General features: G+C 44.1%; 17 protein-coding genes. 11 read left to right on the forward strand and 6 right to left on the reverse strand.

All coding sequences use genetic code 11. The annotated features are described in order from the left end of the window. Window positions 1-70 precede the first annotated feature (70 nt). From ACJJIR_RS14630 to ACJJIR_RS14645, 4 genes are all read left to right on the forward strand, one after another. A complete protein-coding gene (locus ACJJIR_RS14630; protein WP_444905900.1) occupies window positions 71-1,075 on the forward strand; it encodes a chromate resistance protein ChrB domain-containing protein in 1,005 nt (334 codons plus the stop codon). A gap of 29 nt (window positions 1,076-1,104) precedes the next feature. Then, window positions 1,105-1,794 carry a hypothetical protein gene (locus tag ACJJIR_RS14635; RefSeq protein ID WP_444905901.1) on the forward strand — a complete coding sequence of 230 codons (690 nt, stop codon included), beginning with the start codon at window positions 1,105-1,107 and terminating at the stop codon, window positions 1,792-1,794. Between the two features lie 155 nt (window positions 1,795-1,949). Then, window positions 1,950-2,807: an AraC family ligand binding domain-containing protein gene (locus tag ACJJIR_RS14640; RefSeq protein ID WP_444905902.1), complete on the forward strand. Its 858-nt coding sequence runs from the start codon at window positions 1,950-1,952 to the stop codon at window positions 2,805-2,807. Window positions 2,808-2,898: 91 nt separating this feature from the next. Continuing rightward, a complete protein-coding gene (locus ACJJIR_RS14645) occupies window positions 2,899-3,528 on the forward strand; it encodes a LysE family translocator (protein ID WP_444905903.1) in 630 nt (209 codons plus the stop codon). Between the two features lie 14 nt (window positions 3,529-3,542). Here the strand turns inward: ACJJIR_RS14645 and ACJJIR_RS14650 are convergent, their stop codons facing one another. The 3 genes from ACJJIR_RS14650 to ACJJIR_RS14660 form a co-directional block, all read right to left on the reverse strand. After that, window positions 3,543-4,787 (reverse strand): cation:proton antiporter, encoded by a 1,245-nt coding sequence (locus tag ACJJIR_RS14650; RefSeq protein WP_444905904.1) that lies wholly within the window; start codon window positions 4,785-4,787, stop codon window positions 3,543-3,545. Window positions 4,788-4,837: 50 nt separating this feature from the next. Continuing rightward, window positions 4,838-5,812, reverse strand: a complete 975-nt coding sequence (locus ACJJIR_RS14655; protein WP_444905905.1) for a hypothetical protein — start codon at window positions 5,810-5,812, stop codon at window positions 4,838-4,840. Between the two features lie 479 nt (window positions 5,813-6,291). Next, complete coding sequence (locus ACJJIR_RS14660; protein ID WP_444905906.1) at window positions 6,292-7,575, reverse strand: hypothetical protein; 1,284 nt, start codon at window positions 7,573-7,575, stop codon at window positions 6,292-6,294. Between the two features lie 318 nt (window positions 7,576-7,893). Here ACJJIR_RS14660 and ACJJIR_RS14665 point away from each other — a divergent pair, with 318 nt between their 5' ends. From ACJJIR_RS14665 to ACJJIR_RS14675, 3 genes are all read left to right on the forward strand, one after another. After that, window positions 7,894-8,349: a Cif family virulence factor gene (locus ACJJIR_RS14665; protein WP_444905907.1), complete on the forward strand. Its 456-nt coding sequence runs from the start codon at window positions 7,894-7,896 to the stop codon at window positions 8,347-8,349. A gap of 154 nt (window positions 8,350-8,503) precedes the next feature. After that, complete coding sequence (locus ACJJIR_RS14670) at window positions 8,504-9,595, forward strand: PA0069 family radical SAM protein (protein ID WP_413664984.1); 1,092 nt, start codon at window positions 8,504-8,506, stop codon at window positions 9,593-9,595. Continuing rightward, complete coding sequence (locus ACJJIR_RS14675) at window positions 9,570-9,902, forward strand: GIY-YIG nuclease family protein (RefSeq protein ID WP_444905908.1); 333 nt, start codon at window positions 9,570-9,572, stop codon at window positions 9,900-9,902. Before ACJJIR_RS14670 ends, ACJJIR_RS14675 begins: the two co-directional genes overlap by 26 nt. A 19-nt stretch (window positions 9,903-9,921) precedes the next feature. Here ACJJIR_RS14675 and tmpT read toward each other — a convergent pair whose 3' ends face one another. The 3 genes from tmpT to ACJJIR_RS14690 form a co-directional block, all read right to left on the reverse strand. After that, window positions 9,922-10,560 carry a thiopurine S-methyltransferase gene (tmpT, locus tag ACJJIR_RS14680; protein ID WP_444905909.1) on the reverse strand — a complete coding sequence of 213 codons (639 nt, stop codon included), beginning with the start codon at window positions 10,558-10,560 and terminating at the stop codon, window positions 9,922-9,924. 240 nt (window positions 10,561-10,800) lie between these two features. Beyond that, entirely contained in the window at window positions 10,801-11,310 is a 510-nt protein-coding gene (locus ACJJIR_RS14685) for a DUF1097 family protein (protein ID WP_413664981.1), read from the reverse strand. Window positions 11,311-11,670: 360 nt separating this feature from the next. Further along, complete coding sequence (locus ACJJIR_RS14690; protein ID WP_444905910.1) at window positions 11,671-12,366, reverse strand: SDR family oxidoreductase; 696 nt, start codon at window positions 12,364-12,366, stop codon at window positions 11,671-11,673. Between the two features lie 13 nt (window positions 12,367-12,379). Here ACJJIR_RS14690 and ACJJIR_RS14695 point away from each other — a divergent pair, with 13 nt between their 5' ends. From ACJJIR_RS14695 to ACJJIR_RS14710, 4 genes are all read left to right on the forward strand, one after another. Continuing rightward, window positions 12,380-12,742, forward strand: coding sequence for a DUF3301 domain-containing protein (locus tag ACJJIR_RS14695; RefSeq protein ID WP_413664979.1), 363 nt, complete (start codon window positions 12,380-12,382; stop codon window positions 12,740-12,742). Between the two features lie 8 nt (window positions 12,743-12,750). After that, window positions 12,751-12,972, forward strand: a complete 222-nt coding sequence (locus ACJJIR_RS14700; RefSeq protein WP_413664978.1) for a DUF1653 domain-containing protein — start codon at window positions 12,751-12,753, stop codon at window positions 12,970-12,972. A gap of 385 nt (window positions 12,973-13,357) precedes the next feature. Beyond that, window positions 13,358-13,864 carry a phosphatase PAP2 family protein gene (locus tag ACJJIR_RS14705; RefSeq protein ID WP_444898054.1) on the forward strand — a complete coding sequence of 169 codons (507 nt, stop codon included), beginning with the start codon at window positions 13,358-13,360 and terminating at the stop codon, window positions 13,862-13,864. Then, on the forward strand, window positions 13,861-14,934 hold the full coding sequence (locus ACJJIR_RS14710) for an MJ1255/VC2487 family glycosyltransferase (protein ID WP_444905911.1): 1,074 nt from the start codon (window positions 13,861-13,863) through the stop codon (window positions 14,932-14,934). Before ACJJIR_RS14705 ends, ACJJIR_RS14710 begins: the two co-directional genes overlap by 4 nt. The last annotated feature ends 58 nt before the right edge of the window (window positions 14,935-14,992 follow it).

Here is a 14,992-nt window from a genome sequence, read left to right on the forward strand (position 1 = left end):
TAGGTTGTGTAAAAAATAATGTGGCGCATAAAAAATTATTTATTTTGCGCCGCTACTTATGGGCTGTTCCGTGATCAAATTAAATTTAGCATCTTGTTTTCTACTTTCGACCGCAGTACTCCTTTCTGTAAGCGCTAATTCCCGCCCTACTGCTACCGACCCTGAACCCACCTACCACACCACGCATGGACTTGGGCCAGACAAGTGGGCATCTGCATGGTTACTTTCACAGCATTTGGATCCCGGCAGCCGAATAATTATCCACCCCCTACATGGCGATACTTTTGAGCCAAAAAAATCAGCAAGTTTTGACTCCGAAGGTGCAACCTTCCATCGTACCCAGCACCAGTCAACATTTGAAGTACTAGTAGAGTCCTTCGAAGTTTCAGATCCTAAGCTGGTAAAGCTAGCAAGCGTTATTAATGATATTGAAGTAAATCTATGGCGCCCCAATAGAAATCCGGAATCCATCGTCGTAGAAACTGCATTTAGGAAGCTGCAAAGAGATTATGGTGAGGAAAATATTACACTTGACTGCTACAGCCAGCTTTTTAGCAATATTTACGAATGGATAGACAGTGATAGCCAAGAACAAGTTATAGCCAGCCAAACCAATCTGATACCAGATCAGCAATGCACAAAAAATACAAAAGTAGCTTTTAACAGTCCTACAAGGCTTGTACCTGAGATTAAAGCCTCGGAGCTATTCGATCATATAAGAAGCGGCAAGAACGTTGTCTTTATTGACACTAGAGAAAGCAATGAATTTGCCGAGGCCCATATTCCAGGAGCTGTAAATATTCCCATACGCAGCTTGGGCAAGCAGCTCCCCAAATCACTGGAGAGCGCCGACATCATTATAAGTTATTGCGTTAAAGACTTTAGGGGCTTTGAGATGGCTAAAATACTTCGCCGGCGGGGATTGCAGCAAACTGCAATACTCAACCCCTACGGCATAAGAGGCTGGATTGAAGCCGAGCTTCCAGTTGCTGGCACTAAAGCGCTGACCGAACAGCAAGCTAGGGCCAACTTAGAGCAATGCATTAACAACAAAGAATGCATTAAGAATATTTAATATTTGCACTCACTTATAAAAGCGACATCATGCAGCAAGTCAATACATCCACGGAAGCGAATTTTATTGCACCGATCACTCTTACAGCTTTTAAAGCTCTAGCAGTGTGCTTTACCCTAATAACACCAGTTGTACTCTGGAGTGATACGACTGGCAGCATTGCGGACTACTTTAATTATGAAATACCTAAGGGGCAATTAGCCTACATATTCTCAAAACTGTTCGGGCTTTATAGTATTTTCTTACTGTGGCTACAAGTATGCTTAACGCTAGCCAACCCACTAACCTCCCAGAAAATGGTTACCAGAAAAGTACATATCATTCTTGGAAGTATGGTTTGTATTACCTTTATTCTACACGCAGGCTTATTTATTGCAGCCACAACCATTAGAACTGGGCACTCTACACTTAGTAATCTAATACCTACCTTTTCCCATGGGTTCTACAAAAACAGTGTTTCAATAGGCGCTATTGCATTTTGGGCATTAATCGGGTCTGTCATAGCTGGAACGATGCGTACAAACCAGAAAACCATAGCGATCTGGCTGCATCGCCTCAGCTTACCGGGTCTAATATTGGGTCTGTTACACAGTATATTAATTGGTACTGAAGCCGGATCAGGAATGATCATCGCCATTTACTGTTTGATGATTTCCAGTGTCATAACATTAGTCCTGGCTCACTACCTCAAGTATAGGAAAGACACCAAGCCCAACTAAAGATAATCCCGAGCTAGTAATAAGCCCAAATAGCTGCGGATATAACCGCAGCTATTTCCCTACCACTCTTTCATTGCTGCACACCCATCTGTAACTTTGCCTTACCACCCTTTCTTTTTGTAAAGTAATGGTTATTTATCATACGAGGGTTATCAGTGCGAAAGGAATTCTCTAAGGCTTGGCGAAGTCCGAGTCATTGCGGCATAGAGCTTTTTCACGCCTACTTCCATAAGTTTTCCTTTGCCAAGCATTGGCATGATGAACTCGCTATTGGAATCTTCCTTTCTGGCGTAGAAAAGCTCGATTATCGCGGTGAAATAGTGACTATTCCTCAGGGAACCCTTGCTGCGCTTAATCCAGGGGAGATTCATACCGGTTTTTCAGGAAGTGACTCCGGTTGGTACTACCGTATGTTTTACTTTGACACGGCGCTTATTGAGGAAACCCTCAGGGAACACACTCTACTTAACCAAACACCCGTACCATTTTTGAAGGGGCCACTATTGGATGATCCCGAGCTTTTTCAGCTCCTTTACAAGCTACATAGCAGTCTTGAAATGAACGCTTTATCCCTTTCAACAGACTCTCTACTCACGCTGGCGATTAGCCAGCTCTTTGCACGTCACGGCGACCAAAAGATCTACCCGAAGGCATTGTCTAACAAACAGGGAGTCTTGAAGGCCCGTGCTTATTTACAGGAAAACTGGCAAAGAAATGTGACACTGGATGAGTTGTGCCAATTAACTGGCATGAGTCGATATCAGCTAATTCGTAGTTTTAATGCCCAGTTTGGCGTTCCTCCACATCAATTCCTAATCCTCCTAAAAACCCAAAGGGCCCGCGCATTATTTCGTACGGGAGCCCAGGTGGCTGAGGTGGCTATCGACTGTGGGTTTTTTGATCAGAGCCATTTGAGTCGAAACTTCAAGCGTGCATTCGGTATCACACCTGCTCGCTACTTGAAGTCTGCACAGCGCAATTTTGTACAAGAACCTTCCTTCTACTCTCTCTAAGCTCACCTATCTCTGGGAAAACAAAGCACACCGTTAAACGGTGTGAGCTTCTTCTCATAGCGATATCTCTTCTACGACATGAGTAATATATATGAGCTTAGAATTTCTATTAGCCTGGCTGGCAGTAATGTTCCCACTAATTTTTAGCCCGGGACCTGCCAATATCACCTTTGCAGCAGCCGGAGCCAGCTTGGGTATTCGTCGTTCCTTACCTTTACTGGCGGGCATAGACATTGTATTTCTAATGAAGGCTTTATTAGTTGGCTTCGGATTTATGAGCTGGCTAATTCACTACCCTATGGTAATGACCTTCTTACAGTGGACTGGTGCCATCTACTTAATTTACCTTGCTTACGTTTTTATAAAGCCTAATAAAGAGCCTGGAAAAACTGCCACCAAATCGGTAAGTATTTGGCAGGGAATGCTGATTCAAAGTATGAATATTAAAGCTTGGATGATAGTAATTACTATGTTCTCTGTGTTCGCACCAAAGCAAGAGGAGAGCAATGAAAGCAGTGTTATCACCTTGATTATTATGATCACCATACTCAACTTTGTGACACATTTCTCATGGATCGCTTTTGGTCGGACCTTATCGAAAGCACTTATCAACGATAAAAATAGAAATCTGCAAAACAAGCTTTTTGCACTCAGCCTGCTTCTTGTCGCTGTGTGGTTAATTGCTGATAACCCAACCGCTATTAGCCTAAAGGCTGTATGACTTGGAACCTTAACTCAAAGGTTTAATTTATGAATCAAGCGGCCACTGGTAGTCCCCTGTACCAACAAGGAGAAAAGGACCACGCCAAATACCATAGATTGAATTGTCCACCAATAGGGCAATTCAACTGGAAGAGAAAGCACCAGAGCGACCGCAATAACCCCTCGCAGCCCGCCCCAACTCATTAATAGACGCCAGGATTTCGGTATCGGGGGGCCAACAAAGCGAGTCAGAGGTGCCACTAAGAATACAGATAATGCTCTAGCTCCTAAAGCCGCTGCTGTAGCAATAACCATCGCCAGCCATTGGTGGGTAAACATCTCAAAAGTAATCACCAATCCCATAATCACAAAAATAATACCGGTGAAAAACAGCCCCATCCACTCCCAAGTTGGACCCGCATGAATTAAATAGGTGCTATTTTGCTTACTTAAGCACGCTCGAGCAACAATTGCACATATCATTACCGAAATGATACCTGACACATGAAAAATACTTTCCGCCAAATAGAAACTACCAAATGCAGCGATTACTAACGTCATTAAAGCCGCACTGGGAGATCGTAGAAACAATATGACAAGAGTGGTTATCAAGCCGAAAATAAGTCCAATCGCAACACCACCGAAAAATACCATGCAAAAATATAGTGTCACTGAAGTTGCGTCCAATGAAGGAGCTGCAGCCCCCATCGACGAGCTTTCTACAATACCATAGGTAGCTAGCCCTAATACTAACGAATAGAGCACTACAGCTGCAGCATCATTGAAAAGGCTCTCTCCATCCACCAAGGTTAAGAGATCTTCTCCTGTTTTTTCCTGACGCAACTTATTAACTACAGAAACCGGGTCAGTAGCCGCTAAAATAGCCCCGGTCAACATGGCCGCCACCCAAGGAAAACCTTCAGGATGACCAATGCCGTAATAAGTAATTGCTGCAATAAGAACTGCACAAATGACCAAACCGAGTGTAGAGAATAACAGTACAGGTCCAATCCAGCGCTTTAAGACTTTGGGTTCCAACTGCCAGGCGGACTCAAAAATTAATACCGGTAAAATAACAAAGAATACCAGCTCTCTGATACTGGTTGCACGCAAACCTGTATCATAGTCAATTATGGGAAGTAACAAAGCCGCCAGCACTCCTGCGACAAGGCAGCCAAGTGTATTATCAATACGTAAGATCCTTGCAATGCCCAGCCCAATAACTGCAGCGGCAGCGAGATATAACCCCTGCCCTACAACAGTGACTATATCATTCACCTATCAACTCCCATTGCCAGTGCATTCGCACTTCGAATACAGACACACTCTCATTGAACACACTCATCTACAAGTAAAGACTTTACAAGTTTTAAGTATGACTCCACATACAAATGTGCACTCTCATGGCTAGTTAAGGGCTCACAGTATCCAAATACAAAAATGGTATTTCTACAGGTGGTATACGTAATAACTATTAGCAGGTGGGCAACGTGGACTTGTGCGACAATACCTGACCCAATTTCAAAGTATTTAAGCCCACCAGCTAATTGCTGCATATTACAGGTATTAGAAACACAAATACCAACAGGAAATACAGTGATTTCCGGGAATGTAGATATACATTGCGCAGCAAAAACGGAAACAGCTTCAGGGGATATCAATTTAAGTGTTGAGTATCCTTTTATTCCTATAATGGGTACCGCTTGCTCTACTTTCCATTTACTACAGCTATTGGATTTCCGCACATTAAATAAATCGACATCCTTGAATCCAAACAAATTAAAATACTCACCCGTACTTTTTCTTAGTAGTTTAGGTTCTTGGCCAATATAGCCTCCCTTCCTCTCCTGGAACCTGTCTAGATCGCAAAAAAGCACCAATCTTGACTGGCCATCCAATGCAGTATGATTGCTAACAATGATGACCCACTCAACTTCATCATTCACGTTAACTTGCAAGGTAATCCCATAGGCGCAATTTTCTATGTCAACAAATTGATTTTGCTGCCAAAGGTATTCAATCTCATATTCTAATGATTTATTTAAATGCTTTATGATTAGAGGTACTTTTTCAAATTCAACATCACAAATGCAAGAAGCCTTGGTGCCCTTCTTGGCCCTCGCCCGAAGCATTGGGTGTCTTCTATGGATAAAGGTAAAACCTCTGCAAAATTGCTCGAAAGTAACAGAATCGCGGAGGCGAACACACGATATTAGCTGAGTTCCATCGTAAGACTCATTAGTCAATTCAATAAATAGAGCTTCTTGGGACCCCAACTCACGTGAGAGTGGCTCTTTCTCCATGCAGGCCTCACATTTGCTAATGGGTACATTACATGTAATACAAGAAGCATTATCCTCAGTATAGGAAAATAGTTAGAAACTGTTTGTTGATATTGGCTATTGATACAGAGAGCAGATCACTAAGACAGTCAGCACAATCACAATCTAGTTAACAATCGATTGATTCCTTCGTCTATACAGATAAAATATTAAAAAACATTGCTAATGGATAGATATCTTATTATTCCTCACTTAAATAGAATTCAACTAACCTTCGTATGAATATCGATTATTAATAACCTCTACAAGAATTTCTTTCCACCAAATCGTCATCACCACTATGGAGAAAATCATCGCAACCGAGTAAGAAATAGCAAATGCGCCTAGCAATCTATGTATTTAAATTGATATCTTAACCAACACAACACAAGAATAATTCAATCTTCCCTTGAAATCCTCACATAAAAACAAGAAAGCATTCTAGAAACCCTGTATAAAAACTAATGAATTAGACCACCAATAATATCCATATACCGCTTTATATACAGAAGAACACTATTTCGACTCAAAAGTGGTTCACAGTAACCAAATACAAAAACCGAATTCTTATTGGTTGTATATGAAATGACCGTCAATGGGTTTAGCCCATTAGTTTGGGTCACCATTCCTTTTTCAATATCAAAAAATTTCATCCTTCCACCTAATTTACTTAAACTTCCTACATTAGATACGCAAATACCGGCAAAGAAGGATTCTGAGCCAGAGATTGTCTCTCTTGCCATAGCTTCCACCTCAGCAACAGTGTATGCAGACACAATTTTTTTTGCCATCGGACGTTGTTTAGTTAGTACCGTGTATATTTGGGACTGTAAATTTTCAGCAAAATCTATGATATCAACCGATGTAGGGTCTTCAGGAATAGATAACTGAGTAGTTTGCGAAAACGAACCAATATGCTCTAATGGGATCGGGGGGGTACATAAGCCTCTTCCATCTAAAGCTAAAATAATCTCCTCTCCCTTTTTATAGGTTGGTAGGACTACTGAAGCAATGGAAGCAATTGCACAAAGAATTGCGGTTAACTTTACTCCTCGGTCTTTACCTATTTTTGCTAGCTGATGGAGATCTTCAGGACACAATAGTCTCGCTATTGCACCAGCCTGCCGTTTACTTGCCGGTGCAACCTTCTCAACAGGCCAGTTTAATTTTTGATCATCCGCATCATGAAATATATGTTTTTCACCTACATATCCAGCGACTTCTAAATTTTTAGCGATGCTTTCCCCAAGAGGTAGCGTTTCATTGTCTCTAAAGGGTTTATTTTTTTGTACTAACTGATCCAACTGCAAGAACAGAGTCATAATAGAACGACCATCCATAATCGCATGAATATTATTGACAATAACCCACTGCACTAAACCTTCATGATTGCAAAATATGCTTAGACAATATGCATATCTATCACTGTCTATATATTTTTTGGCCTGGTTTGAGTACTCTCCCTCAAAATCCATTTCCTTATCTAGCCGGTACACATCTATAGGTATTTCGGAAAAATTCACATCACAAACCCACCGATATTTATTATCTTTCTCGACGCGGGCTCGCAAGAGGGGATGATACTGGTGTAGTATTTTAAGGCCAGAACGTAGCGTATCAATTGCTAGAGGCTCACAAACTCGAATAAAAGAAATAAGTTGCAAGCCCCCTTTTGACTGCCTAGACAGCTCTACATGAAGAGCTTCTTGGCGTCCCATCTCCCGAGAGGGTATCTCCGATTTCATGGTTGAAGCTACCGTACCTATTAGGCATTCATACCAATTATAGAAAATAATAAAACCACATATAAATCAAACAATTACGACATAAAAAGTGAAGTGACACACTATCTCGTAGCTATGCACACCTAGCGGCTTTGTAGATAAGCTCACTTTCAGTTGATATCATAATGACAGCTTTGAATCTGCTCACTAATGACAGCACTAAATATTCAAGCGAGTCGGCATGGGTATTTTCAATATACAAAATAGAATTAAATATTAACTCAGGGTCACCGGCTAGACAATCAAAGCTTTTAATTGAAATTAGACAAGGATAGAAATATGACAAATAATATGGAAATACAACAAGTTATCGATGAATTATATAGTGGAATCTCTGGCCCTTCAGGTTTTCAACGCGACTGGGAAAGACAGGCATCATTATTTTCCCCTGATGCGAAAATGATTCGCACATTTGTGGATAGCAATGGCAAGCCCCAGTCTACGATCCTCAGCGTCCAAGAATATCCAGAAAATTTTGAAAATCTAATTGCAGATCGCCCTTTCTATGAAGCTGAAATACACAACATTATCGAGCAATTTGGAAATATTGCTCACGTCTTCAGTATTTATGAGGCATGGAGCGATAAGGAGAAAACCCAATTCCTAAAAAGAGGGATAAATAGTATCCAGCTATTGAACGATGGCGAATCCTGGAAGGTAGTGCATATGATTTGGGATGACGAAAGACCCGGGCTGACAATGGAATCGAAATATAACCCCGCAGTCACTGCCTAAACAGTATCTAAGAGCACAATTAGACCCTAAGAGGCATTGCCTCTTAGGGAAACCAAATCCAGACTTATTTTCCTCTCCAGGTAAATCCGCTAAGGCTTGCAATCCTCCAAAATTAAGGCGTAAACTGTACATTAATACAGTTATCGCTAAAAAAATGTCAGATCATCCTTCCACTAAAGCGCCATCCCCATGCAAGGGCCGAGGAACCGCTTCTAACCTCCCAGGGCGCTTTGCTGAACTTTCCAGCTCCCGTGAAACTGATGGCTGGCAAGTGGAGCCTGATCAGCCGGTGAGACTAATAACCTCATCCATTGAGGAAAAGGCGAAAACTATTATCTCGACTAATCAATCTCCAGATATCCCTTTCTCCCAATCGATAAACCCCTACAGGGGATGTGAGCATGGTTGCATCTATTGTTATGCCCGCCCAGCCCATGCCTATATGGATTTATCACCAGGGCTCGATTTCGAGACCAAGATTTTCTACAAGCCAAATGCTGCTGAGCTTTTAGAGAAAGCGCTACGAAAGAAGAGCTACCAGTGCAGTCCCATCGCTCTGGGAGCCAATACCGATCCCTATCAACCTCTGGAACGAGAGAAAGAGATAACCCGTAGTTTACTGGAGCTTATGCAGGAGTTTCGCCAGCCGGTAACCATTGTCACCAAAAGCCAGCTAATCTTGCGGGACCTCCCACTGCTGGCAGAAATGGCACAAGATAACTTGGCCCAAGTCGCCATTAGTGTGACCACGCTAGATAATGCCCTTAAGCGTAAGCTTGAGCCAAGGACCGCTGGCCCTGCTGCTCGTCTGCGAACAATTGAACAGCTGAGTACAGCGGGCATTCCTACCGCAGTACTCGCTGCGCCTATGATCCCCGCTCTCAATGACTGTGAGCTGGAGTCGATTCTTGCAGCTGCACGGGAATCAGGGGCTGTAAGAGCCGCATATATCCTATTACGCCTCCCCTATGAAGTTGCCCCTCTATTTCGGGAATGGTTAGAGGTACACTACCCAGAAAGGGCAAAGCATGTCATGAGCCTGGTGCAGCAAAGCCGTGCAGGTAAGGATTATCAAAGTGAATTTTCCCAAAGGCGAACTGGCACAGGCATATTTGCTCAACTACTCCAAAGACGCTTTCAAGTGGCAATGAAAAAGCTGGGCTTGGATCATCGGCGCCTTACCTTGGATTGCTCCCAGTTCAAGCCGCCGCCTCGCACTAATGAGCAGCAGGATTTATTTTCTTGAATCTATGGGCCATATAAAAAAGAAGGAAGAGCTGAGGGTGAATTGGTTTCTCTATCTTGTTCGAACGGCCAGAGGAACACTCTATACCGGTATAACCAATGATTTGGAGAGGCGTTTTTCTGAGCACTGTAGTGATGGCCCAAAGGCGGCAAAAGCACTACGAGGTAAGGGGCCCCTTACGCTCGTGTTCTCTGTGGGGCTACCCGATAAATCAACCGCCTTGAAAATGGAGATAGCCATTAAGAAGTGGCCAAAATCAAAAAAGGAAAAACTAATACTTGGCTCTCATTCCCTGCCAGAAATTTAGCTTGTTGAGAAAGCCATTATCACTTTGGTGTTAACAACCATGCCTCTTCTCTTGCAGGAACCTTGCCTTTAAGTCCACCAACAACGTCTCTTGTCGCCAATACTTGTAGGCTATAATCGGCATCATAATATTCATAAATCAAACGGCTCCCAACAGAAAAAGGTGGGCCAGGCATCTGAGCTTGTTCATACTCGAAGGATACGAGGAGTTGAGGTGCGACTTGGGTAATAGCCATTAAGTGGCTGACATATTGCTCACGAATATCTGTGGGGAGGGCTACCAGTGCAGCCCGATCATAAATCGCTACAATCGGCCCCAACTCCTCTCTACCCAAATCGAATATGTTGCCAACAAAAATATCGATGTTGGCACCAGAGTAGCACTTCAGATTACCAACCTGGCTTACCTGTGGGATTACTGCCATTTCACTGAAGAGCTGCTTCACGGCCTCCTCATTGAGTTCACAGCCAACGACTGAGATATTCTGCTCTAATAACCAAGCAATATCTTTCGTTTTGCCACATAGCGGCAAGAAAATCCGATCACCCGGAGACAGAGAGAGACTGGAAAAGAATTCTGTCAACAACGAATTGCCGGCCGCCTCGTGAAAGCCAATATCATTTCTTTTCCACTTATCATGCCAAAATTCTTCCTTCACAACTGGCTCCTACAATCCAAGGTAAAAAAATAGATAAGAAACGAATTACATCAATGAAGAAGTGTTCTGTAGTATTCCATTTCGATACTACTTTCAGACTCATAGGGTTCAGTAAACGCCAAAGCTGTAACAAATACCATTGCTGTAGATAGCAATATACGTTTTAACATTGAACTACACCTCTATTCAATCTTACTGAACCCCTTACAACCCTTTCCCTCAAGCACTCAGATTCATCTTTCAACAAGTCCTTACTGCTCGTTGCTGACGCGGCCATAAAATATCAATCAGGCCGGCAAATGCTGCACCGATAGATACCGTTGCAATCAGTTGAAAATAGGCATCCAAGGTAATGTCCAACTGCGCAAGAAACGCAATAATGATACCAATGGCATAGCTGGTGACATTCCGAATACCGGTCACCATTCCCATTGCCCATACACTGATAATCGAGAAGAGAAGTGCAATCGGCCCAACCAGGATACTTGGGTCAATTTGCCATTTATGTGCCGCTGTTTGAGCGCCCAACCCCAACCCCAGCCCGGTCACCACACATGCGAGATTGTAGGCACCTGCCCGCCAATCACGCCCCCTGGAGTAATAGGCAATAACACCCAACACCGCTACCCATATTGGCATTCCTCCCAGATAACCGACGAGTGCCGCAACAATGAGAATTGCAAGGATTGGTGACTTCAGTAACTGGGGGGACAAGCTTTTACGCTTGGTTAAAACACTGGGCCACTTCATGATTTCCACTCCTTCGAGGACACCCTGATAAGAGGTAAGATTCCTTGCCTAAAACGTAAAACCCGCCAACACTCTGAAAGGATCTATCAGAACCATTCCTTGATATGAAGCTATTTTCAGCTAGTTCCCACTCTGGGGGATAGAAAACTTCTTCCGTATTCTTGCCCAATCTTGCAATCAGCAGGCAGTAGCACGAAGCAGATAAAACAGACTCACCCGCCGGTCATATGCAAAAAAGTTGAAATGCATAAATTCGACTGATCAAGGCTACTCAAGCGACCTCGTATTCAGGCCGGCAGAGTGTGGGAGCTGCATTCTATTAGATTCTCAAAGGAGTTTTGTCACAGCCCATTACAAGCGTTACCAGGGAATTTCTGTCCCGTCATAGTTATAAAATCGACCCGTTTTTGCTGGCGTTACTGATAAAAGCAGCTTTTTTAGTCCGCCGACACTTTCCTCAGCAGAAATCAGTGCTCCGGGGCCGCCCATAGCCGTTTTTACCCACCCCGGATGCAAAGCGAGAACCGTGATTCCTCTCGGCTCTAAATCGACAGATAAGCTTTTGACGACCTGGTTTACGGCTGTCTTTGAAGTTCGGTAGATATATCCCCCGCCAGAGCGATTATCAGCGATACTCCCAACCTTGCTGCTCATCACCGCGATTAGCTTGTGCTCGCTGGCCGCAACATTGTCACAAAAAGTTTCTGCCATCATATAGGGGGCGATAGTGTTGGACTCTAAAACTCGACGCCACTCTGCGCGGTCAACAGCGCCAAATCCCACGCCCTTCGGCCCGTAGTAACCTGCATTGTTGAGCAATATGTCTATCGGCTCTCCTTGAAAGGCCTTACCTAGAGAGATCATCTGTTCGTAGTCGGTCACATCTAGGCGAATCAACTGTATCGAGGGGTAGCGTTCTTGCAACACCGCGAGCTCAGCGGCTTTCTTCGGTTCCCGGCAACAAGCCAGGACTTTCCAGCCAATTTCGGCAAACTGGGCACACAACTCAAGTCCAATTCCCCGATTGCAGCCAGTAATTAAAATCGTGCCGGACATTGGCGCTCCTTAAATGGTATTCTTGCGGGAAAGCGATCATAGCAACTGTATAGCAATGTATTACACTCTCAGCGACATACTGTGGCTTTCCCTGTTCTTTGTGGTTCTTTGGTATATCTGGGCCAGTATGGCCGCTAAAGAGCACGTCCGGCGAGCCGCTTCTGATCACTGCCGACAGCTCGGTGTCCAACTGTTAGACGACACCGTGCTTTTGGTTCGTACTCGAATCAAAAAGGATAAGAGGGGGTTTTTCAGCCTTCACCGCAGTTACAAGTTTGAGTTTACTTCTACAGGCGAACATCGCTATTCAGGCACTGCTGTACTTCACGGGAATCGCATCCAACAGTTACAGCTTGCCCCCCACCACGTAAGTTAGAGGTACCCATGCAACGCGGCCTATATCGTCACTACAAAGGAAATCTATACGAGGTTTTACATACCGCAAAACATAGCGAATCCGAAGAGGTTATGGTTGTGTACCGAGCCCTTTATGGAAGCTATGGCGTCTGGGTGAGACCCCAAAGAACATTTAATGAAACAGTTTCTAAAAACGGCGTTAAATCTCCACGCTTTGAATTAGTCCAGGCATTTGACATAGCTGCCTGACCTGACTGAAATATAATTAATTTTGGAGGGGCCATGCTTCCTCCAAAGTCACTTTATCTGCCTATTATTTTTTCCAATAAGATAAGCAACTTTCTTCAGTTATATCTGCACCCAATCCAACTCAATCTTTTGTCTAACTTGCTGGTACTTAGGTGTACTATCAGCTTACAACTGACCCCGAAAACCCCCAGCGTTTATTAATCGAATTACTTATAATTTTGATTTGGAATAATTTTGCGCCAACTATTCGTTGGATCTTTCAGCCTTTGAAATAAGCTCTTTCATTCTATTCTTCCCGCCTCGTCAAGATTTCATTATTGCGACATAAATCGGTCAAGTCCGTGCAATAATCGATTTGTAACTTGTCGGCATGCGAGGCTTACCGATGAATCTAAAGAGTTTTGATGTGTCCATAGTGCTGTATATGGTTGAGCGGGCATCACGCCCCAGCTCTCGCCGGCGCTATCTGTGGCTATCTAAATCCGGGGATGGGTGGGCAGCCGGGGCACTTTTATTCACCTATGTATGGCTCAATTCAGCCATTCAACTGCTGTACTTGGCATGTACCGCAGTTGCCTTGGAGCGCGGATTGTACTGGGGGATAAAAAACACGACACGACGACTTCGCCCGCCCCAAGCAATCCCGGGCATGCGTCCCGTAATTGTGGCGCACGATCGTTTCAGCTTACCGTCGGGCCACACCTCATGCGCCTTCCTATTTATAACCGCGATGTCTATACAGGTGAGCCCCATGTGGAGCTTCGGTTATATCTGGGCCACCGGGGTCGGAGCCGCCAGGGTTGGCCTGGGAGTTCATTTCCCTTCTGATATTTGTGCCGGCGCTATTTTGGGGACCAGTGTCAGTTTAATTGTGAGTGCTGCCTTTATATGAAGATACTTTACGGCGTTCAATCCACGGGTAATGGGCACATCAGTCGCTCCCGTGCGCTGGCTAAGCAATTCGAAAAGTATCCAAATCTCGAGGTCCAGTGGTTATTTTCAGGCCGCCCAAGAGAAAGCTTATTTGAGATGTCTTCTTTTGGAGACTATTGGTGGCGGGAGGGAATGACTTTTATCCACAGTCACGGCCGCTTGAATAGTTTCGCAACACTGCGAAACATCAATGCAGTAAGATTCATCAAGGATATAAGAACACTGCCGGTTAATAATTTTGATTTAATTATCAGTGACTATGAACCTGTTACGGCCTGGGCAGCAAAATTTAAGAAAAAACGCAGCATCGGTATCGGCCATCAATACGCCTTTGAATACCCGATCCCTGCACCTCGAAATAAGTGGGCATCCCGCACAGTACTAAAATCATTTGCCCCAACACAAGAGAGTATCGGTTTGCATTGGCACCACTTCGGCAACCCAATACTACCGCCAATTGTCCCTCAGAAACCTGTACTCTCCCAGGAGTTGGGTGAACATATTCTAGTTTACTTGCCTTTCGAACAGCCTATTCCGATGCTGGACGAACTTTCCAGGCTGCCCTATCGGTTTATCGTCTACGGTATACCCCACAATTTACCTACCTCTAGTAATATTCAAGTTAAGGCCCCCTCAATTAATGGCTTTCAGAAGGATCTGGCAACCTCCAAAGCAGTAATCTGCAATAGCGGATTTGAATTATTGGCTGAAACCCTGGCTCTGGGAAAACCCATTCTCAGCAGGCCTCTCGCCAATCAATTTGAGCAGGAAGCCAATGCCAAAGCGCTCGATCAGCTCAAACTGGCCACAATCGTAAAACAGATAAATGCCTATACGATCGACAAGTGGCTAGCCAACTGCCCCCCTCCACTTCGGATAGTTTGGCCTGACGTGGCTCAATCACTGGGCAACTGGATTGCTTCCGGGTGCCGACAAAGCCCAGCTGAACTATCCTCCCAACTGTGGCGCAAGGTGGTACCAAAGCCCGTTGCAGAAGCAGCACCAGTATTTCAAAGAATATCCGAGTAAAAGCACTCTAATAATCGCCAAGTCTATTCATAGAATCAGTCATTGCCCAGTGCACCCT

Source organism: Microbulbifer maximicatervae (SeqCode) (assembly GCF_052467385.1).